General features: G+C 60.5%; 16 protein-coding genes. 7 read left to right on the forward strand and 9 right to left on the reverse strand.

The features are described 5' to 3' along the window. Positions 1-56: 56 nt before the first annotated feature. The 3 genes from LOY68_RS01390 (at position 57) to LOY68_RS01400 (ending at position 4028) form a co-directional block, all read left to right on the forward strand. Positions 57-1991 (forward strand): ATP-dependent DNA helicase RecQ, encoded by a 1935-nt coding sequence (locus LOY68_RS01390; RefSeq protein ID WP_265042498.1) that lies wholly within the window; start codon positions 57-59, stop codon positions 1989-1991. A 233-nt stretch (positions 1992-2224) separates the two neighbouring features. Next, on the forward strand, positions 2225-3451 hold the full coding sequence (locus tag LOY68_RS01395) for a 3-hydroxyacyl-CoA dehydrogenase (RefSeq protein WP_265042499.1): 1227 nt from the start codon (positions 2225-2227) through the stop codon (positions 3449-3451). Between the two features lie 145 nt (positions 3452-3596). Beyond that, the gene (locus tag LOY68_RS01400) at positions 3597-4028 is read left to right on the forward strand and encodes an acyl-CoA thioesterase (protein WP_265042501.1); all 432 of its coding nucleotides are present in this window, start codon (positions 3597-3599) and stop codon (positions 4026-4028) included. Positions 4029-4147: 119 nt separating this feature from the next. On the opposite strand, the gene LOY68_RS01405 is transcribed toward LOY68_RS01400, so the two are convergent. The 4 genes from LOY68_RS01405 to LOY68_RS01420 all read right to left on the reverse strand — a co-directional run bounded on the left by LOY68_RS01405 (position 4148) and on the right by LOY68_RS01420 (position 9100). Then, entirely contained in the window at positions 4148-4633 is a 486-nt protein-coding gene (locus LOY68_RS01405) for a glycine zipper domain-containing protein (RefSeq protein ID WP_054047746.1), read from the reverse strand. 302 nt (positions 4634-4935) lie between these two features. Beyond that, entirely contained in the window at positions 4936-7284 is a 2349-nt protein-coding gene (locus tag LOY68_RS01410) for an FdhF/YdeP family oxidoreductase (RefSeq protein WP_163907744.1), read from the reverse strand. Beyond that, positions 7281-8120, reverse strand: a complete 840-nt coding sequence (fdhD, locus tag LOY68_RS01415) for a formate dehydrogenase accessory sulfurtransferase FdhD (RefSeq protein WP_054047742.1) — start codon at positions 8118-8120, stop codon at positions 7281-7283. The genes LOY68_RS01410 and fdhD overlap by 4 nt, the downstream gene beginning before the upstream one ends. A 92-nt stretch (positions 8121-8212) precedes the next feature. Then, on the reverse strand, positions 8213-9100 hold the full coding sequence (locus LOY68_RS01420) for a LysR family transcriptional regulator (protein ID WP_163907745.1): 888 nt from the start codon (positions 9098-9100) through the stop codon (positions 8213-8215). A 136-nt stretch (positions 9101-9236) separates the two neighbouring features. On the opposite strand from LOY68_RS01420, the gene lysM reads away from it, so the two are divergent. Continuing rightward, positions 9237-9686 carry a peptidoglycan-binding protein LysM gene (gene lysM / locus LOY68_RS01425; RefSeq protein ID WP_054047738.1) on the forward strand — a complete coding sequence of 150 codons (450 nt, stop codon included), beginning with the start codon at positions 9237-9239 and terminating at the stop codon, positions 9684-9686. 119 nt (positions 9687-9805) lie between these two features. Here lysM and yrfG read toward each other — a convergent pair whose 3' ends face one another. Beyond that, complete coding sequence (gene yrfG, locus LOY68_RS01430) at positions 9806-10468, reverse strand: GMP/IMP nucleotidase (RefSeq protein WP_163907746.1); 663 nt, start codon at positions 10466-10468, stop codon at positions 9806-9808. Between the two features lie 234 nt (positions 10469-10702). Between yrfG and nudE the strand changes: the two genes are divergently transcribed. Together nudE and cysQ are read left to right on the forward strand one after the other, a co-directional pair. Further along, positions 10703-11269 (forward strand): ADP compounds hydrolase NudE, encoded by a 567-nt coding sequence (gene nudE / locus LOY68_RS01435; protein ID WP_054047735.1) that lies wholly within the window; start codon positions 10703-10705, stop codon positions 11267-11269. After that, positions 11266-12099: a 3'(2'),5'-bisphosphate nucleotidase CysQ gene (cysQ, locus tag LOY68_RS01440; protein ID WP_163907747.1), complete on the forward strand. Its 834-nt coding sequence runs from the start codon at positions 11266-11268 to the stop codon at positions 12097-12099. Before nudE ends, cysQ begins: the two co-directional genes overlap by 4 nt. Positions 12100-12561: 462 nt before the next feature. Here cysQ and LOY68_RS01445 read toward each other — a convergent pair whose 3' ends face one another. The 4 genes from LOY68_RS01445 to rfbC all read right to left on the reverse strand — a co-directional run bounded on the left by LOY68_RS01445 (position 12562) and on the right by rfbC (position 16909). After that, positions 12562-13017 carry a YiiD C-terminal domain-containing protein gene (locus LOY68_RS01445; protein ID WP_163907748.1) on the reverse strand — a complete coding sequence of 152 codons (456 nt, stop codon included), beginning with the start codon at positions 13015-13017 and terminating at the stop codon, positions 12562-12564. A gap of 40 nt (positions 13018-13057) precedes the next feature. Then, positions 13058-14452 (reverse strand): sigma-54-dependent transcriptional regulator, encoded by a 1395-nt coding sequence (locus tag LOY68_RS01450; RefSeq protein WP_163907749.1) that lies wholly within the window; start codon positions 14450-14452, stop codon positions 13058-13060. Next, positions 14449-16257: a sensor histidine kinase gene (locus LOY68_RS01455; RefSeq protein ID WP_163907750.1), complete on the reverse strand. Its 1809-nt coding sequence runs from the start codon at positions 16255-16257 to the stop codon at positions 14449-14451. Before LOY68_RS01455 ends, LOY68_RS01450 begins: the two co-directional genes overlap by 4 nt. 106 nt (positions 16258-16363) lie before the next feature. Further along, positions 16364-16909 (reverse strand): dTDP-4-dehydrorhamnose 3,5-epimerase, encoded by a 546-nt coding sequence (gene rfbC / locus LOY68_RS01460; RefSeq protein ID WP_265042507.1) that lies wholly within the window; start codon positions 16907-16909, stop codon positions 16364-16366. Positions 16910-17075: 166 nt separating this feature from the next. Here rfbC and LOY68_RS01465 point away from each other — a divergent pair, with 166 nt between their 5' ends. Continuing rightward, on the forward strand, positions 17076-19988 hold the full coding sequence (locus LOY68_RS01465) for an aminotransferase (protein WP_265042509.1): 2913 nt from the start codon (positions 17076-17078) through the stop codon (positions 19986-19988). The last annotated feature ends 195 nt before the right edge of the window (positions 19989-20183 follow it).

A 20183-nucleotide genomic window follows, 5' to 3' on the forward strand; every position in this document is an offset into this window, starting at 1 on the left:
CGCTGCAATCGCCGGCTAGGCTTTTGGCATCGCAGCAGTCAACGGAGTGACAGCTTATGCACAACACCCTGGAACAGGTTTTCGGTTATCCACAGTTTCGGCCCGGCCAGGAGGCGGCGGTCAGCGCGGTGTTGGCCGGGCGTTCGGCGGCGGCGATTTTCCCCACCGGCTCGGGCAAGTCCCTGTGTTATCAATTGCCGGCGCTGTTGCTGCCGCACCTGACGTTGGTGGTGTCGCCACTGCTGGCGCTGATGCAGGATCAGTTGGCGTTCCTGCAACGCCACGGCATTTCGGCGGGCAGTATCGATTCGGCGCAAAGCCGCGATGACGCGAGTGACGTGATGGCCCGCGCCAAGTCCGGCGAGTTGAAGATCTTGATGATTTCCGTGGAGCGCCTGAAGAACGAGCGCTTTCGCAATTTCTTGCAGCAGGTGCCGATCTCGCTGCTGGTGGTGGACGAGGCGCACTGCATCTCGGAGTGGGGCCACAACTTCCGTCCCGACTACCTCAAGCTTCCGGACTACCAGCGCCAGTTCAACATTCCTCAAGCCCTGCTGCTGACCGCCACGGCGACGCCGAAAGTGATCGCGGACATGGAGGCGAAATTCGCCATCGCCGCCGAAGACGTGGTGACCACCGGTTTCTATCGGCCCAACCTCAATCTGCTGGTGGAACCGGTGCGCGGTCAGGACAAGCGCCGACGTCTTGTCGAATGGATGAGCCAGCGCCCGAACCAGCCGAGCATCGTCTACGTCACCCTGCAGAAAACCGCCGAGCACATTGCTGAGCATCTTGGCCGTAACGGCATCCAGGCCGAGGCTTATCACGCTGGTTTGCCCCACGAACAACGTGAGGCGATTCAGAAGCGCTTCATGGGTGGCCAGTCCAATTGCATCGTCGCGACCATCGCTTTCGGCATGGGCATCGATAAAAGCGACATCCGCAACGTTGTGCATTTCGACCTGCCCAAATCCATCGAAAACTACAGCCAGGAAATCGGCCGCGCCGGGCGTGACGGGGAGCCTTCCGACTGCCTGGTATTGGCGAATCGCGACAGCCTCAACGTGCTGGAAAACTTCGTTTACGGCGACACGCCGGAACTGGACGGCATCCGCTGTGTGCTCGACGAACTGCAAGCCGCCGCACCGGAAGGGCAGTGGGAGTTTCTGCTGGGACCGTTGGCGGATCAGAGCAATATTCGTCAGCTGCCGCTCAAGACCTTGCTGGTGCAGTTGGAGCTGCGCGGGATCATCGCGCCGCGTTATGCCTATTACGCGGAATACCGCTTCAAGTACTTGCAGGAGCCCGAAGCGTTGCTCGCCCGTTTCGAGGGTGAGCGCAAGGACTTCGTCGCGGCGATCATCCAGACCTCCAGTCGCGCACGCACCTGGGCGACGGTGAATTTCGATGCGCTGTACGAGCAGCATTCGGCCGAGCGTAATCGGGTGGTCAAGGCGCTGGATTACTTCCAGGAGAAGGGCTGGGTGGAGCTTGAAAGCAAGCAGATGACTGAGGTCTACAGCCTGCTGCAAACTGGTTTTGATGCCCAGGCTTTGAGCGAAGAACTGCACGCCTATTTCACTCGCCATGAACAGACCGAGATCGCGCGGATTCACGCCATGCTCGATTTGTTCGCCACGGATCATTGCCTGGGTTATCGCCTGGCCGAATATTTCGGCGACGAAAACGCGCCTCGGCAATGTGGGCATTGTTCAGTCTGTCACGGAGATGTGGCGCGACTGCCTGCGCCGCCGGAGTTGCCGGCGCTTGTGGATAAAAACTTCGAAGCGATGTGCGGTGATTTTATCCACAGGCATGAGCAGTACACCGGGCATGTCCCGTCGGCGGAGCGGGTGACGCGGTTTTTGTGCGGGATCAGTGTGCCGTTGTTTACCAAGCTCAAGGCGCGGGCGATTCCGGGTTTTGGTGTGCTTGAGGATTATCCGTATGCCGAAGTGCGCGACTGGGCACAGGCGCATTTGTCCGGTTGAAACACCTACCCCTGTGGGAGCGGGCTTGCTCGCGAAGGCGGTGTGACAGCCAGCGATGATGTCGACTGACACTGCGCCTTCGCGAGCAAGCCCGCTCCCACAAGGGAATTCGCGGTGATCTTGCGGGCTGCATCCATCCGCTGAATGTCCCCCATCACAGGAATAAATTTCAAAAACCTGTGGCGGCTGACTATGGTGAAGGCTGTCTTTGGATCGCCAACAAGAGAACAACAATGAGCCAGACGCCGTTCAATATTCAGCGCGCCGCCGTAATCGGGGCGGGCACCATGGGTCGTGGGATTGTCATGTGCCTGGCCAACGCCGGGGTGCCGGTGCAATGGGTCGATAACAATCCGCAGATGCTTGAACAGGCATTGGCCGCAGTCGCCGAAACTTACGCCCACAACGTGCGCCAGGGCCGGATCGATCAGGCCGAGGCAGACGCTCGCCTGGCGCGATTGACCAGCGCAGCCGATTACGCGGCGATCCGCGATGTTGATCTGGTGATCGAAGCGGTCTACGAAAACCTCGAGCTGAAGCAGAAAATCTTCCGCGAGCTCGACGGCTTGCTCAAACCCGAAGCTATTCTGGCCAGCAACACTTCGGCGCTGGATATCGACGCGATTGCCGCCGCCACTCGCCGCCCAAGGCAGGTCCTGGGCCTGCACTTCTTCAGCCCCGCGCACATCATGAAACTGCTGGAAATCGTCCGTGGCGCGCAAACCGCTCCGGCAGTGCTTGATGCAGCGATGGATCTGGGCAAACGCATGGGCAAGGTCAGCGTGGTGGCGGGCAACTGCCACGGGTTTATCGGTAATCGCATGCTCAATACCTACGTGCTTGAGGCGCGCAAGATGCTGCTTGAAGGGGCATTCCCGTATCAGGTGGATGCCGCGCTGCAAGGGTTCGGTTTCGCCATGGGGCCGTTTCGCATGTATGACGTGGTCGGCATTGATCTGGGATGGCGTGCTCGCGAACTGGCAGGCACAGGCCAGGATGCGCCGGAAGTCCAGGTCGACAATCGGCTGTGTGAGCTCGGGCGGTTCGGCCAGAAGAGTGGCGACGGTTATTACCACTATGAGCCGGGCAGTCGGCAGGCTGAGCACGATGTAGAGGTCGATGCGCTGGTGCTGGAGGTCAGCGAGGGATTGGGCTTCCAGCGGCGCGAGATCAGCCCTGAGGAGATTCTGGAGCGCTGCTTGCTGGCATTGGTCAACGAAGGGGCGAAGATCCTTGAGGAAGGCATTGCCGGGTCGGCCCATGACATTGATCTGGTTTACCTCAACGGCTATGGCTTCCCGGCGGACAAGGGCGGGCCGATGGCCTGGGCGGATCAGCAAGGATTGGCAGATATTCATCAGCGGTTGCTGGCGCTGGAGACCCGACAAGGGGATCAGTGGAAGCCCGCGCGGTTGATCGGGGAGTTGGCGGCGGTTGGGAAGGGGTTTGCTGACAAGTGAGTGATGCGGCGTCTGTGAGGACGCCTTCGCGAGCAGGCTCGCTCCCACAGGAGGAATGCGATTCCCTGTGGGAGCGGGCTTGCTCGCGAAAACGATAATGCGGTTTTCGCTTTAGACTGGCCACCCAACCCAGGAACCCACACCAATGTCCAACCCGATGCCCCAACGCACCGATTACCCGCACTTCCAACCCATCACCACACGCTGGCACGACAACGATGCCTACGGTCACGTCAACAACGTCACCTACTACAGCTTTTTCGACACGGCGGTGAATACCTACCTGATCGAAGTCGGCGGGCTGGATATTCATGACGGTGAAGTCGTGGGTTTTGTGGTGAGTTCGGCGTGTGATTACTTTGCGTCGATCGCTTTCCCGGATCGCATCGAGATCGGCCTACGGGTCGGCAAGTTGGGCAACAGTTCGGTGCAATACGAACTGGCGGTGTTCAAGCACGGCGACGATGAAGCCAGTGCGGCCGGGCGTTTCGTGCATGTGTTTGTGGATCGGGCGTCCAATGAACCGGTGTCGATTCCTGCCGGGTTGCGCGCGGCACTGGAGCGGCTGGTGCTCTGAAACGAAAAAATCGCAGCCTCCGACAGCTCCTACAGGGATTTATTTACACCCGTAGGAACTGTCGAAGGCTGCGATCTTTTGAACTGCTTGCTGAGTAATCAGCAATCAGCAATCAGCAATCAACGATGACGATAGTTGTGATGCTTGCGGTGACCGTAGGCATGGCCGCGGTGACGGCGATCATCGCGGTAGTAGCGACGATCATCACGGCCGCCGCGATAGGAACGACGATCGTCATCCTCATCGCTCTTGTTGCCCATGTAGTTGCCCAGTGCGCCACCGGCGCCACCGCCGGCTGCCGAGCCGATCAGGCTGCCGGTGCTGCCGCCCAGGCTGCGACCGACTACGTTACCGCCTGCCGCGCCCAACGCACCGCCAATGGCGGCTTCGCCACGGCTGCGTTTGTCTGCGCCAACTGCGCTACCACCCGCGCCGCCCAGGGCCGCGCCAATGGTGGAACCTGTATTGCCGCCTAGTGACTGACCGACGACCGAGCCCAAAACCCCGCCCAATGCGCCGCCCACACCTGCTTCGGTGGTGCCTCCGGCAGAAGCAAAGCCACTGGCCAGGCTAAGGGACAACAAGAGAATCGAGGAGAACTTCATAGAGGAACCTCAAGGGGATGACGGCGCGATCCTGAGGCTGTGTCCTGATTGTGACAATCGAAATCCGACGAGTAACACGACTTGTACACAATTCTATAAGTTGCTGTTTTTTGGGCGGAACTTAAGGCTTTTTTGCCGGTCTTTAGCTACTTCAGACAGGCCGTTTCTATACAGAAACGGCCTTTTTTGTGGGCGATTGGAAAGCGGTGTGCCTGTGAAATCGTCAAAAGATCGCAGCCTTCGGCAGCTCCTACGCCGATCTCTGTAGGAGCTGCCGAAGGCTGCGATCTTTTGATCTTGTCTTAAGCCGACTTGGCCAAAATCAAACCTGTCTCGCTGGCCATTTCCAACCGGATCGCCACAAACTTCGACGTCGGCGTATGGCTGCCATCCCCGGTGCTTTCCAGCGGCACCAGCGGGTTCACTTCCGGATAATACGCCGCAGCCTGCCCGGCAGGAATATCAAACGCCAGCAACGTAAAGCCTTTCACCCGACGCACACGGCCATCGTCCCAGATCGAAACGATGTCCGCTTTCTGCCCCGGTTTGAACCCTAGGCGAATGATGTCCGCCTCGTTGACGAACAACACATCCCGCTGACCCTTCACCCCGCGATAACGGTCGTCCAAACCATAAATCGTGGTGTTGTACTGATCGTGGGAGCGCAACGATTGCATGATCAGGTCTGGCAGCACACCCGTGGCGCGCGTGCGTTCATGCACCAAGTCTTTGGGCAGCGCGTTCGGCCGGAAATTGGCCCGGCCCGACGGCGTGTTCCACTTGCGCGCGCCGGCGCTGTTGCCGAGGTAGAAACCGCCCGGATGTTTGACCCGCTCGTTGAAGTCGCGAAAGCCCGGAATGGTGTCGGCAATCAGGTCGCGGATGCGGTCGTAATCGGCCACCAGCCAGTTCCAGTCCACCGGTTTGCTGCCCAGGGTCGCGGCGGCGATGCCGGCGATGATTGCCGGCTCCGAACGCATCTGGGTCGACAGTGCCTGCAACTGGCCGTTGGAGGCGTGAACCATGCTGAACGAGTCTTCGACCGTCACCGCTTGTGCGCCTTCGGTCTGGATATCGATGTCGGTACGGCCCAGGCACGGCAGGATCAGCGCTTCTTTCCCGTGGGCCAGATGGCTGCGGTTGAGCTTGGTGCTGATTTGCACGGTCAGGTCGCAATTGCTCAGGGCCTGGAAGGTGCGCGGGCTGTCTGGGGTGGCTTGGGCGAAGTTGCCGCCCAGGCCGATAAAGACTTTGGCGCGACCTTCGGCCATGGCGTGAATCGCCTCGACCACGTTATGGCCGTTTTCACGCGGCACCTTGAACTGGAAGCGCCGCTCCAGGGAATCGAGGAACGCCACCGGCGGACGTTCGTTGATGCCCATCGTGCGGTCGCCCTGCACGTTACTGTGGCCACGCACCGGGCACAGACCGGCGCCCGGCCGGCCGATGTTGCCGCGCAGCAGCATCAGGTTGGCGATTTCCTGGATGGTCGCGACCGAATGGCGATGCTGGGTGATGCCCATCGCCCAGCACATGATCACGTTCTTGCCTTTGACGTACATCCGCGCCGCTCGCTCGATTTCCACCAGCGGCAGGCCGGATTGCTCGACGATCTGCTCCCACGAGGTGTCGTCGACGATGCCGAGGTATTCCAGCACGTTGGCACTGTGTTCATTCAGGAAGTCGTGGTCGAACACCGCAGGCTCACCGGCCTTCTGCGCATCGCGTTCCCATTGAAGCAGGAATTTTGCCATGCCACGCATGATCGCCATGTCGCCGCCCAATGCCGGACGGAAGTACGCGGTGTTGGTCGGCTTGTCGCCGTTGGTGAGCATTTCGATCGGGTGTTGCGGGTGCTGGAAACGTTCCAGGCCACGCTCTTTGAGCGGGTTGATGCACACCACCTGAGCGCCGCGTTTCACCGCTTCGCGCAGCGGTTCGAGCATCCGCGGGTGGTTGGTGCCGGGGTTCTGGCCCCAGACGAAAATCGCATCCGCGTGTTCGAAGTCGTCGAAGGTCACGGTGCCTTTGCCGACGCCGACACTTTGCGCCAACGCCACGCCACTGGCTTCGTGGCACATGTTCGAGCAGTCGGGGAAATTGTTCGTGCCAAAGGCGCGCACGAACAATTGATAGAGGTACGCCGCTTCGTTGCTGGCGCGGCCCGAGGTGTAGAACTCGGCCTGGTTAGGGCTCGACAGGCCCTGCAAATGCTTGGCGATCAAGGCGAACGCCGCTTCCCAACTGATCGGCTTGTAGCGATCGGTTTCAGCGTCGTAGCTCAATGGCTCGGTCAAACGGCCCTGGTACTCGAGCCAGTAATCACTTTGCTCCAGCAACGCCGTGACGCTGTGCTTGGCGAAGAACGCGCCATCGACGCGCCGTTTGGTGGCTTCCCAGTTCACCGCTTTCGCACCGTTCTCGCAGAACGCGACCATGCCGGCTTCATTGGAATCGCCCCAAGCGCAACCGGGGCAGTCGAACCCGCCGTTCTTGTTGGTCTTGAGCATCATGCGCAGGTTTTTCAGCGCGTTGTCGCTGGTCAACCAGGCGCGGGCAACGCTGGCCAGCGCGCCCCAACCACCGGCCGGACCTTTGTAAGGCTTGTAACGCGGAACGGGTTTCTGGTCGGCTTGATTGTGTTGACTCACGCTTGATTCTCCAACGCAGGGCTGTAGACCCGCGGCGCACTTTTTTGCGGCAGGTGGATGAGATTGAGGTTGTGACGACGGGCCCATTGCACGGCAAGGCCTGTGGGCGACGACAGGCTGACGAGGGTCTGGATGCCTGCGCGCAGCACTTTCTGGATCAATTCGAGGCTGCAACGGCTGGTGACAATCGCCAGTCCGCCAGCCGTCGGGATGTTCTGGCGGATCAAGCCGCCGATCAGCTTGTCGAGGGCGTTGTGCCGGCCGATGTCTTCGCGGCCCAGCAGCAACTCGCCCTGGCCGTTCATGAACACCGCCGCATGCACTGCGCCGCAATGTTGGCCCAGCGGCTGGAACGCGCCGATGCGCTGGCGCAAGCCGTCGAGCCATTCGGCGGGCGGCAGCGGGGCACCGGGCAGCACTTTGAGATCGGGCAAGGCCTGCTCGACCGCTTCCACGCCACAGAGTCCACAGCCGCTGGTGCCGGCCAGTTGCCGACGTTGCTGCTTGAGGTTCCAGAAGGCGCGGTTGGCGATGGTCACTTGCGCGTATTGCGCCGAACCCTCGCCGGTCAATTGCAGGTCATAGATGTCGGTAGCGTCTTCGATGATGCCGCTGCCAAGGCTGAAACCGACGATGAAATCTTCAAGGTCCGTCGGGGTGACCAGCATCACGGCCTGGCTGATGCCGTTGTACGCGATCGCCAACGCCACTTCTTCGGCAAGCGCGGTGCTGGCCGATTCGGTGTATTGAAGGTCGCTGTAACTGTAGGTCTGGCTGGCGGCGGGCGCGGGCGTTTCGAGTGCGGGCGCCGCGCTTGCAGGGCGCTTGGCGTTCATGACTTCACCGACGGTTTGATCAGCTCTAAGCCTATGCGCGTCAACTTGTCGCGTCTAATCGCTATTACTGATCTACCGATAGATGCCGTCGATCAAGACTCGCTCTGCGATTTCTGATAGATCGCGAAACAGGCCTCCGCCAATGCTGAGCGTGGGGCGCTGCGACGCATGATCAGCCCCAGCCGGCTAAGGGTTTGCGCGTTTTCGATGGGGTGCAGGCGCAAATGGTCGGTGAGGTTTTCCAAACCGCTGTCCAGAGGCATCACCGCGCAACAAAACCCACCATGCACCGCTTGTAACAATTGATGGACCGCATCCGTTTGCAGTAACGGCTGGGGAGTCAGCCCGCGACTGTGGAAATTGTGGTCGATGGACTGACGAAAGTGCATGCCGCTGGTGAGCATGCCCAGGGGCAGTTCGATCAGCGATTCCCAACTGAGCGGCGCCTCTCCAAAGTTGTAAAAACGCTGATCGTAGAGCAGGCCCATGCGGGTTTCGCTGAAGGCCAGGGAATCGAAGCGCTCGCCATCCAGACGTTCCAGGTAGGAGACGCCAAGGTCCAGGCGATTGTTCGCCAGTTGTTCGAGGATCTGCTCGGAACTCAACGCCGAGAGTTCGAAGCGCAGATTCGGGTGTTCGGCGTGCAGGCGCTGCATCAAGGGCAGCGGATCGAAACTCGACAGCGGCACCACGCCCAAGCGCAACGTACCCACCAAATTGCCGCGACAAGCAGCGGCTTCGGCCTGCAAACCGTCGTAAGCCGCCAGCACCGTGCGCGCCCAGGCCAGCACCCGCTCGCCCGGCGCGGTGAAGCCTTCGAAGCGCTGGCCGCGATTGACCAGCGGCAACTCGAGTTCTTCTTCGAGGCTGCGCAGGCGCATCGACAGGGTCGGCTGGGTAATGTGACAGCGCGCGGCGGCTTGGCCGAAGTGTCGGGTTTCGTCGAGGGCGATGAGGAATTTGAGCTGCTTGATGTCCATCTTCGCTCCAGGGCGTGGGCAGGGTTTGCGATTCTAGCGCTTGCGCGAGATGGGGTCATTGGTCGGCTGGGAACCGGGCTTCAGGAGTCTGGTCTAGTCTTTTGCGTCTGGACCCTTATCCCATGGAGAGAAAACGATGAGCCTTTTCAGCTTTTTAAAAGATGCCGGAGAAAAAATCCTTGATGCGCTGACGCCGGACAAGGCCGAAGCCAATAGCGAGGCGCTGACCAAGCATGTGAAGGATGCACTGACGGGCATCGACACTTCGAAAATTCAAGTGAAGGTCGAAGGCGAGAAAATCATTGCCACGGGCGAAGCCGCCAGTCAGGAAGAGAAAGAAAAAATCCTGTTGGCCCTCGGTAACGTGGCCGGTATCAGCGGCGTGGATGACCAGATCACCGTGACTGGTCCGGTGGCTACACCGGCGAAGTTTGTCACGGTGGAGAAAGGCGACACGCTCAGCGCCATTTCCAAGCGTGTGTATGGCGATGCCAACAAGTACAACAAAATCTTTGAGGCCAACAAACCGATGCTCAAGGATCCGAACAAAATCTATCCGGGGCAATCGTTGCGGATTCCTGAATAAGGTTTGAGATCGCTTTCGCGGGCAAGCCTCGCTCCTACAGGTTTTGTGTCGGTCTCGTAATGTGCGTACGACCCAAATTCTGTAGGAGCGAGGCTTGCCCGCGAAGCAGGCGACTCGGTCTAGAGCCCCTCAATCAACTCCCGATAATCCCCCACCGCCGCAAATTCCGCCGTGTCCTTCGGTCCTTTGCGACTGTCCGGCTCGCTCACGGCCAGCAAATGTGCCACGCCAAAATTGCGCGCACTGCGCAGGATCGGCAAGGTGTCGTCAATAAACAGGCTACGCGCCGGATCGAAACCGATGTCCGCCTGGAGCGCATCCCAGAACTGCGGGTTTTCCTTAGCGAAACCGTAATCGTGGGAGCTGATCAGTCGCTCGAAATACGGCGCCAGTTCAATCCGCTCCAGCTTCAATGACAGCGAATCACGATGGGCATTGGTGATCATCACCACCCGCTTGCCGGCCTGTTTAATCGCCGCCAGGAAGGTGTCTGCATCTGGCCGCAGGGCGATCAGGTGCGCGGTTTCCAGTTTCAGCTCGCGCACCGGGATCTTCAGCTCGGCGCTCCAGAAGTCCAGGCAGTACCACTGCAACTGGCCGGCGTTACGTTCGAACAACGGCTGCAATTCCATCTCGGCCATGGCCCGGCTCACCCCGTGCAACTCGGCATAACGCTGGGGCAGGTGTTCCATCCAGAAATGGTTGTCGTAGTGCAGGTCCAGCAGCGTGCCGTCCATATCCAGCAGAACGGTGTCGATGTCGCGCCAGGGCAGCAGGGACATAAAAAACTTCTCCAGCGGTAAAAAAGATATCCGAGGTAAACAATCAGGATAGGCCGGGGCACAGGCTGATTTGAAAGCGTCGCGAGCGAAGGGAGTGCAAGGAAAAAACAGGCGAGGACGGGGAGTTTACGAGTTGTAAATGACCCGTCCGAGCCTGTTTTTGAAGCAGCAATCCCGAGCGCAGCAGCTTTCAAACAGCCTGTATAGTAACGCGCTTATGCCAAGGAGCCTTATATGCGCCAGAAACCCACCGTACTCGCCCGCGAGATTGTCGCCACCAGCCGTTTATTCTGCGTCGAAGAGCTGAAGCTGCGCTTTTCCAATGGCGTGGAGCGTACGTACGAGCGTTTGGTCGGCAAAGGCGCCGGGTATGGCGCGGTGATGATTGTGGCGATGCTCGATGCGGACCACGCGGTGTTGGTCGAAGAATATTGCGGCGGCACCGATGAATATGAATTGTCCTTGCCCAAAGGCTTGATCGAGCCTGGCGAAGACGTGCTGGCGGCGGCCGAGCGGGAGCTCAAGGAAGAGGCCGGGTATGGCGCGCGGCAGTTGGAGCATTTGACCGAGTTGTCGTTGTCGCCCGGTTACATGAGCCAGAAAATCCAGGTGGTATTGGCCACCGACTTGTACGAAGAAAGCCTTGAGGGTGACGAGCCCGAGCCCATGCGAGTGGACAAGGTTAACCTGCGCGAGCTGTCGGCCCTGGCCCAGAACCCGCAATTCACCGAGGGCCGCGCCTTGGCGGCGTTGTATCTGGCCCGAGACTTACTGACCCAACGTGGGGTGTTTTTGCCATGAGTTTGAATTTTCCCCATCCGTTGATGGCGCCGGTGGTTGAGCTGGCATTGAAGGCGGGTGAAGCGATCCTGCCGTTCTGGCGCACTGGCACGGCGGTGACCGCCAAGTCCGATGATTCGCCGGTCACGGCCGCCGATCTGGCGGCCCACCATGTGATCGTCGACGGGCTGACAGCGCTGGACCCGAGCATTCCGATACTGTCCGAAGAAGACGCCAACATCCCCCAGAGCGTGCGCGCCGGATGGCAGCGCTGGTGGCTGGTGGACCCGTTGGACGGGACCAAGGAATTTATCTCTGGAAGCGAAGAATTTACCGTTAACATCGCGCTGATCGAGCAGGGCCGCGTGGTGTTTGGCGTGGTGTCGATGCCGACCAATGGCCGCTTCTATGTCGGTGGCGCCGGGCTGGGCGCGTGGCGCGGCGATCAAGGCGCGACGCCGCTGCCGATTCAGGTGCGCGAAGTGCCGGCGGCAGGCGAGGCGTTTACCGTGGTCGCCAGTCGTCGGCATTCCAGCCCTGAGCAGGAGCGCTTGCTGGCTGGGTTGAGTGCCAGTCTGGGTGAGCTGCAATTGGCGAATTTCGGCAGTTCGCTGAAATTCTGCATGTTGGCGGAAGGGGCGGCAGATTGTTATCCGCGCCTGGCACCGACCTCCCAGTGGGACACCGCAGCGGCACAAGGTGTGCTGGAAGGGGCGGGTGGTGAAGTGCTGGATTTGAGCGGTGCGCCGTTTTGTTATCCGGCGCGGGAATCGCTGCTGAATGAATTCTTTTTGGCGTTGCCGGCGAAAGCTGCGTGGCGTGAGAAGTTGTTGGAGTTGGCTCGCGGCTGAAAGATCAAAAGATCGCAGCCTCGTTTCACTCGACAGCTCCTACAGAGAAACACGCATCCTGTAGGAGTTGTTGGAGTTGGCTCGCGGCTGAAAGATCAAAAGATCGCAGCCTCGTTTCACTCGACAGCTCCTACAGAGAAACGCGCATCCTGTAGGAGCTGTTGGAGTTGGCTCGCGGCTGAAAGATCAAAAGATCGCAGCCTCGTTTCACTCGACAGCTCCTACAGAGAAACGCGCATCCTGTAGGCGTTGTTGGAGTTGGCTCGGGGCTGAGAGATCAAAAGATCGCAGCCTCGTTTCACTCGACAGCTCCTACAGGGAAACACGCATTCTGTAGGAGCTGTTGGGGTTGGTTTGGGGCTGAAAGATCAAAAGATCGCAGCTCGTTTCACTCGACAGCTCCTACAGAGAAACACGCGTCCTGTAGGAGCTGTCGAGTGAAACGAGGCTGCGATCTTTGCTTCACCGATGCAAAACATATTGCCCGGTAAATGTCACCGCATCCTCCTCCGCACCCACATTCACAACCCGCGAATGCAGCGCCAGCCGCGCTCGGCCATAGCGCTTGTACATCGCCAGAAACTTCTTCCAGACCGCCGCACTCGGCGCCTGGCAAATCGCGACAGCATCGCTGGTCACCGGCAGCGGATAGTTGATCTGCCCTTCGTGAATCACGATGTGCCCGTCTTCAATTCCCTCTTCCCGCAAACGCAAATGCAGCCAGCCCCAACCCGCCAGCACCGCGCCGCAGTACAGGCTGCCGCCGAACATGGTGCTTTTGTGATTGACGTTGGGGTCCAGCGGCAAGTGCAGGCGCAGTTGCTGGTCGTGCCAGTCGAGCACTTTCACGCCCATCTCCCGTGTCAGGGGAATGTCGCGATGGAGAACAGATTCCAGGTGACGACTGTCGCGGCTCATTCACGAGTCTCTTGTTGGGAAGTGATGATTTGACGGTAGCTCAATCGAGCTCATCAGTGTGGCTGTGGGCGCCGCTGTCAGCGAAGTTCAGCCCATGCTTGCGCAACTTGTCGTGCAAGGTCTTGCGCGGAATGCCCAAGGCTTCGGCCAGGCTGCGCACCGAGCTGTGGGGGCGAGCCAGTTCGGCGGCAATCAGGGACTTTTCGAAGTTTTCCACCTGCTCGCTCAGACCACCGCTGACCACTTCCACTGTGGTGCTCACACCGCCGTCCGGCGCGCTGTTGTCCAGGGCCAGTTCCAGACCCAGGGCGAAGCGTTCGGCGGCGTTTTGCAATTCGCGCACGTTGCCCGGCCAGGAGTGCCGCAGCAGCAGGGCCCGTTGCCCCGGTTGCAGTTCGTGGGGCGGCAAACCGTGGCGGGTGCTGGCTTCGTCGGCGAAATGCTGGAACAGCATCAACGCATCTTCGCCGCGTTCGCGCAGTGGTGGAATGCGCAGTGGCGCGACGTTCAGCCGGTAATACAAGTCGGCACGGAAGCGGCCCTGATCGGCAGACTGGCGCAGGTCTTCCTTGGTGGCGGCGATGACGCGAATGTCCAGCGGGATCAGCTGATTACCGCCAAGGCGTTCGACCACACGCTCCTGCAACATGCGCAGCAATTTGACCTGCACATCCAGGCTCATGCTTTCGATTTCATCGAGAAACAGCGTGCCGCCGTTGGCGAATTCGAACTTGCCGATGCGGCGTTTTTGCGCGCCGGTAAAGGCGCCGGGCTCATGACCGAACAGCTCGCTTTCCACCACCGATTCGGCGAGGGCCCCGGCGTTGATCGCCACGAACGGACCGTTACGACGGCTCGACAGATCGTGCAGCGCCCGCGCCACCACTTCTTTGCCGGCACCGGTTTCGCCAAGGATCAGCACGTCGGCCTTGGTCGCTGCCAATGCACCAATCTGCTCGCGCAGGCGCAACATCGGCGCCGACTGCCCGACCAGTCGGGTGCTCAATTCATTGCGATCGCTCAGGGCCAGACGCAGGCTGCGGTTGTCCAGCACCAGTCGGCGCAAGGCCAACGCGCGGCGCACGCTGTCGAGCAGGGCGTCGCTGGCGAAGGGTTTTTCGAGAAAGTCATAAGCCCCGGCGCGCATCGCTTGTACGGCCAGCGGCACATCGCCGTGGCCGGTGATCAGCAGCACCGGCAGTTCGGGGTCTTGGGCGTGCAGTTCGGTCAGCAGTTCGAGGCCGTCCATGCCCGGCATGCGGATGTCACTGACCACCACGCCCGGCCAGTCACGCTCCAGTTGCCCGACCACGCCTTTGGCTTCGGACAGCGGCAGGATTTTCAGGCCGGCCAGGTCCAGGGTCTGGCTCAGGGCCTGACGCAGATGGGGATCGTCGTCGATCAACACGACCTGGATGCGGTTATCGATGGTCATGCACTTCGGTCCTCGGACGGTTGCAGGCTCACACCCGGCGCGCCGGCGCGTAGCTTCAGGGTAATCAGGGCGCCGCCCTCCTTGTGGTTGGCGAACGACAGTTCACCGCCGAAGGCGCGCATCAGGGTGTCGCAGATCGCCAGCCCCAGCCCAAGGCCCTGTGTGCGGGTCTTGGTGGTGTAGAAGGGCTCGCCGGCGCGACCCAGCGCTTCCAGGCAAAACCCGGGGCCGTTGTCGCGAATGTACAGGTTGACGCCGTCGGTGGTGGATTGGGCACTCAACCAGAGTTTACGCGGCGGGCCTTTTTCGGTGAGGGCGTCGAGGGCGTTGGCCAGCAGGTTGCCGAGCACCTGGCGCAAACGGGTTTCACCGGCCTCGACCCACAAGGTGGCGGCCGGCAAATCGCGGATCAGCTCGACTTCCATGCTCCGGCGACGTTTGGCCAGCAGCGCCAGGGCATCGTCCAGCGCCGGTTGCAGCGCGACGCTTTCCGGTGCGTGGCGATCGCGGCGGGCGAAGGCGCGCAGATGCGCAATGATCGAGGCCATGCGCCCGGTCAGTTCGCTGATTAGCTTGAGGTTGCCCCGGGCATCGTCGGTGCGTTGATGATCGAGCAACACTTCGGCGTTTTCCGCGTAGCTGCGGATCGCCGCCAACGGCTGGTTGAGTTCGTGACTGATGCTGGCCGACATCGTCCCCAGCGCCGAGAGCTTGCCGGCCTGCACCAGGTCATCCTGGGCACGCACGAGTTCTTGCTGGGCTTGTTCACGCTCCAGCACCTCCTGCTTCAGGCGTCGGTTGAGGCCTTCAAGGTCGCTGGTACGCTCGGCCACCCGGCCTTCCAGTTCGCGGCGGGCCTTGGCTTCGAAGGCGATTCGTTCGAGGTAATGGCGGCGGCGCTGCATCATCAGGCCGAGCAACAACATCAACACCAGCAGCGTCGCGCCACCGATGGCCACGACGGTGCGCACCGGGCGATCAATCAGTGTGCGGGGCGCGAGGATGCTGACGTTCCAGCCGGTTTCCGCGATCGATTGGGTCTGGGTCAGCCAGGCGTTGGGATTGAGCTTCAACGGCTTGGGGTTGCGGGTCGGGTAGGGCTGGATCGCGCTGATTGCTCTGTTCTCGTCGTCACTCAAGGTGCGAGTCGAGCGAAAGCGCCATTCTGGCCGCGAGGTAAGAATGACCACGCCGTTATGGTCGGTGAGCAGCAGTTGTTCCGGAGTTTTGCCCCAGAGGCTTTCGGTATGGTCCAGATCGACTTTGACCACCAATACGCCGATGACTTTCTCACCTTCACGCACGGCGGCGGCGAAGAAGTAACCGCGTTTGGCCGAGGTGGTGCCCAGTCCGAAAAAGCGTCCGAGCCGCCCAGCCATCGCTTCACTGAAGTACGGACGGAAAGAAAAATTACGCCCGACAAAACTGTCGTGTTTATCCCAATTGGACGCCGCCAGGGTCTTGCCGCTGGTGTCCATCAGGTACATGACTTCAGCGCCGGTCTGGGCGCTGATGTTTTTCAGCAGACGATTGGCATTGCCTTGGGTGACGCCGTCGTCAGGCGCACCGAGCACGGCGCGCAGGGCGGGCAGATCGCCGAGAATCTGCGGCAATACTTCATAACGGTGCAGGGTGCCGAGCAGGTTGGCGACATAGAGGTCGAGGGTCTGACGGTTCTGCCCGGCCAGTTCGCTGCGGTAATAGCGCTCGGCCAGATGCTCCAACGGCCACAACAACGGCGCCAGGCACAGGGCAAGCAGGGCCAGGCTGCGCCAGCGGGGTCTGCGGGGGAGGGTCGGAGTCATGAGCATCGAGCGCCTGGGGGTACAGGTGCATTATGCCTAGGGTTGTGGGCGCAGTCTGCGCACCCGGAGTCGAGCGCGCTGTTGTGGAGAAGATTCAGACAACGCTTCAGGAAAAGACGTCAGCGTCCTTGAAGAACGCGGCAGCCTGATCCTTGCCGGATAATTTCGGCGCTTCGTCCAGTTGCCAGTCGATGGCCAGGTCCGGGTCATCCCAGCGAATGGCGCGCTCGGCCGCCGGGGTGTAGTAGTCGGTGGTTTTGTAGAGAAATTCGGCGAACTCGCTCAGCACCAGGAAGCCGTGGGCGAAACCTTTCGGAATCCACAGTTGACGGTGATTGTCAGCGGACAGTCGAACGGCGATCCATTGGCCGAAGTGTGGCGAGCTGCGGCGAATGTCCACGGCTACATCGAGCACTTCACCGGCGGTGACGCGTACCAGTTTGCCCTGGGTGTTTTCCAGCTGGTAGTGGAGGCCGCGCAGCACGCCTTTTTGCGAGCGGGAATGGTTGTCCTGAACGAACTGCGTATTCAGGCCAGTCGCTTCTTCGAAATCCTTGGCGTTGAAGCTTTCATAAAAGAAGCCGCGCTCGTCACCAAATACCTTGGGCTCGATGATCAGAACACCTGGCAGGTCGGTGGTGACGACATTCATGAGGTTTCTCCAGCAATAGGCGTTGATGGCCGACATTCTTACGCAAAGTACCGTCTGGCGCGAGGGCTGCATTGTCTTTTGATGTTTGTGGCCGGTGGCTGGGGGGTTGCGTATCGCTGCAAGCAGTGGCGATATAAGCGCCTAATAAAATCTCAGGGGTCGTTGTATGCCGCTCGCCACGTTGATTCACCGCGCCAGTTTGCCCAGCCCGCAAGTGTCTGCGGATCAAGCGCTAGAGCTGTTGCAGGCACATTACGGGTTGAGCGGTTCATTGCAGTCCCTGGGCAGCCAGCAGGACCTCAACTTTCGCGTCGACGCTGAGCGCGGCCGTTTCGTCCTGAAAATCTGCCGAGGTGATTATTCGGCGCTGGAACTGCAGGCCCAGCACGCGGGGCTCAAGCATTTGGCCGAACATTCGGACGTGCCGGTGCCGAAAGTGATGCCAGCGCTTAATGGTGAAGACCTGCTGTCGCTGGAAGTCGGCGGGCAGGCGGTGCATGTGCGCCTGCTGGAGTACATCGACGGCCAGTCGCTGACGCATCTCGATCATTTGCCGGGTGCAGTGGTCGCCGGTTTCGGTCGGCTCTGCGGTGAAATGGACCTGGCCCTGGCCGGTTTCGACCATGCCGGGCTGGAGCGCACGTTGCAATGGGATGCTCGCCACGCCAACGCCTTGATCACCCATCTGCTGCCGGTCATTGAGAATGATCAGCAACGCGCGTTGATTGCCGATGCCGCCGCACACGCTGAACGCCGCTTGCTGCCGTTGATGGCGAAGCTGCCGGTGCAGGCGATTCACATGGACATCACCGATGACAACGTGGTCTGGCACCGCGATTCGCAACGCCAATGGCAGTTGCAAGGGGTGATCGATTTCGGTGATCTGATCCGCACCTGGCGCATTACCGATCTGTCGGTGACCTGCGCGGCGTTGCTGCACCACGCCGATGGCGATCCGTTCTACATAGTGCCGGCGGTCCAGGCTTATCACGCGATCAACCCGTTGCAGCATGAAGAGTTGCAAGCGTTGTGGCCGTTGATCGTGGCCCGCGCGGCAGTGCTGGTGCTCAGTGGCGAGCAGCAGGTCAGCGTTGACCCGGGCAATCAATACAGTCGCGACAATCTGACCCACGAATGGGAAATTTTCCGCGTTGCGACTTCGGTGCCATTGGAGTTGATGGAAGCGGCGATTCTGACCGCCGTCGGCCAGCACCTGCCGACTATTGGCAGTGAAGGTTTCGCACCTTTACTGCCGAGCCTGGTCGGTCGTGAGTTTGCCCTGATTGACCTGGGCGTGCTCAGTCCGCATGTCGAGGCTGGTAACTGGGAGCAAGAAGGCATTGATCAGCGTCTACTGACCGAAGCCGCTGCGACTCACGGTCTGGCGGCCAGTCGTTACGGCCAATACCGTTTGTCCCGCACTCGGCCGGACAGCGCCACTGAGCCAGACACCTGCCCGTTGCACGTCGAGTTGCGCGTGCCTCATGGCACCGCAGTCGAATCGCCGTTTGCCGGGGTTGTTCACCAGCCGACCGCAGGCGTATTGCAACTCGATGGCCCGCAACTGAGCGTGCGCCTGTGGGGCGTGACCCCGTCGCTGCACGTCGGTGCGGCGCTGGTCAAAGGCCAGGTGCTGGGTTCGGTCAACGGGCCGCTGATCGTGCAGTTGTGCCGAGGGGCTTCGTTCGATGCGCCACTGTTTTGCACGCCGTCACGCGCATTGGCCTGGCAAGCGTTGTGTCCGTCGCCAGCGGTGCTGTTGGGGCTGGCGTGTGATGCTGAAGAAGAACTCGATTCGCAGACCTTGCTGGCCCGTCGCGATGCCAGTTTCGCGCGCACTCAAAAACACTATTACGTTGATCCGCCGCGCATTGAGCGCGGCTGGCGCAATCACCTGATCGACATGCAGGGTCGCTCCTACCTCGACATGCTCAACAACGTCGCGGTGCTCGGCCACGGTCATCCACGCATGGCTGCTGTCGCCAGTCGTCAGTGGTCGCTGCTCAATACCAACTCCCGGTTTAACTACGCGGCGGTGGCCGAGTTCTCCGAGCGCTTGTTGAAGTTGGCGCCGGATTCCATGGACCGCGTGTTCCTGGTCAACAGCGGCAGCGAGGCCAACGACTTGGCGATTCGCCTGGCGTGGGCCTACAGCGGCGGGCGCGACATGCTCAGCGTGCTCGAGGCCTATCACGGCTGGACGGTGGGCGCGGACGCAGTCTCGACGTCGATTGCCGACAACCCCAAGGCCTTGAGCAGTCGTCCGGATTGGGTGCATCCGGTCATCGCGCCGAACACCTATCGCGGCGAATTCCGTGGCCCGGACAGTGCGCCGGATTATGTGCGCAGCGTCGAACATAACCTGGCGAAAATCGCCGAACAGAAACGCCAGTTGGCCGGTTTCATCTGTGAACCGGTGTATGGCAATGCGGGCGGGATCTCGTTGCCGCCGGGGTATTTGCAGCAGGTGTATGCACTAGTCCGCGCCCAGGGCGGCGTGTGCATTGCCGATGAAGTGCAGGTCGGTTATGGCCGCATGGGCCACTTCTTCTGGGGCTTCGAAGAGCAAGGCGTGGTGCCGGACATCATTACCATGGCCAAGGGCATGGGCAACGGCCAGCCATTGGGCGCGGTGATCACCCGCCGGGAAATCGCCGAAGCGCTGGAGGCCGAGGGTTACTTCTTCTCGTCGGCGGGCGGCAGTCCGGTCAGTTGCCAGATCGGCATGGCGGTGCTGGATGTGATGGAAGAGGAAAAGCTCTGGGAAAACGCGCAGATCGTCGGCGGCTATTTCAAAGAGCGGCTCGAAGCGCTAATCGATGTTCACCCGCTGGTGGGCGCGGTGCATGGTTCCGGTTTCTACCTGGGCGTCGAGCTGATCCGCAACCGAGAAACCCTGGAGCCGGCGACCGAAGAAACCACGGCGCTGTGTGATCGACTGCGTGAGCTGGGGATTTTCATGCAGCCGACGGGGGATTACCTGAACGTCCTCAAGATCAAACCGCCGATGGTGACCTCGCGGCAGAGTGTGGATTTCTTTGTCGATATGCTTTCGAAGGTGCTGGGGGAGGGGTTGTAAGGCTTGATATCGCTTTCGCGGGCAAGCCTCGCTCCTACAGGTTGATCGCATTCCCCTGTAGGAGCGAGGCTTGCCCGCGAAGGCGTCCTCAAAAAAATTGTAATCCAGATTATTATCGGCATGTTCTGACGATATTTAGACGGAAGGCATATAGCAAGCTTCTAAAGCCGATATTTATCGGCTATAAAGTCGCCA

It is taken from the genome of Pseudomonas sp. B21-053 (assembly GCF_026016365.1).
Classification (GTDB): domain Bacteria; phylum Pseudomonadota; class Gammaproteobacteria; order Pseudomonadales; family Pseudomonadaceae; genus Aquipseudomonas; species Aquipseudomonas nunensis.

Bases quoted from the DNA above. Each gene is read 5' to 3' on its own strand.
- LOY68_RS01405 (WP_054047746.1), bottom strand. From the start codon at position 4,633: ATGAAGTTCTCCTCGATTCTCTTGTTGTCCCTTAGCCTGGCCAGTGGC.
- LOY68_RS01445 (WP_163907748.1), bottom strand. From the start codon at position 13,017: ATGAGCCGCGACAGTCGTCACCTGGAATCTGTTCTCCATCGCGACATT.
- LOY68_RS01400 (WP_265042501.1), top strand. From the start codon at position 3,597: ATGTCCAACCCGATGCCCCAACGCACCGATTACCCGCACTTCCAACCC.
- LOY68_RS01455 (WP_163907750.1), bottom strand. From the start codon at position 16,257: ATGACTCCGACCCTCCCCCGCAGACCCCGCTGGCGCAGCCTGGCCCTG.
- nudE (WP_054047735.1), top strand. From the start codon at position 10,703: ATGCGCCAGAAACCCACCGTACTCGCCCGCGAGATTGTCGCCACCAGC.
- LOY68_RS01395 (WP_265042499.1), top strand. From the start codon at position 2,225: ATGAGCCAGACGCCGTTCAATATTCAGCGCGCCGCCGTAATCGGGGCG.
- lysM (WP_054047738.1), top strand. From the start codon at position 9,237: ATGAGCCTTTTCAGCTTTTTAAAAGATGCCGGAGAAAAAATCCTTGAT.
- cysQ (WP_163907747.1), top strand. From the start codon at position 11,266: ATGAGTTTGAATTTTCCCCATCCGTTGATGGCGCCGGTGGTTGAGCTG.
- LOY68_RS01420 (WP_163907745.1), bottom strand. From the start codon at position 9,100: ATGGACATCAAGCAGCTCAAATTCCTCATCGCCCTCGACGAAACCCGA.
- LOY68_RS01390 (WP_265042498.1), top strand. From the start codon at position 57: ATGCACAACACCCTGGAACAGGTTTTCGGTTATCCACAGTTTCGGCCC.
- rfbC (WP_265042507.1), bottom strand. From the start codon at position 16,909: ATGAATGTCGTCACCACCGACCTGCCAGGTGTTCTGATCATCGAGCCC.
- LOY68_RS01450 (WP_163907749.1), bottom strand. From the start codon at position 14,452: ATGACCATCGATAACCGCATCCAGGTCGTGTTGATCGACGACGATCCC.
- yrfG (WP_163907746.1), bottom strand. From the start codon at position 10,468: ATGTCCCTGCTGCCCTGGCGCGACATCGACACCGTTCTGCTGGATATG.
- LOY68_RS01465 (WP_265042509.1), top strand. From the start codon at position 17,076: ATGCCGCTCGCCACGTTGATTCACCGCGCCAGTTTGCCCAGCCCGCAA.
- fdhD (WP_054047742.1), bottom strand. From the start codon at position 8,120: ATGAACGCCAAGCGCCCTGCAAGCGCGGCGCCCGCACTCGAAACGCCC.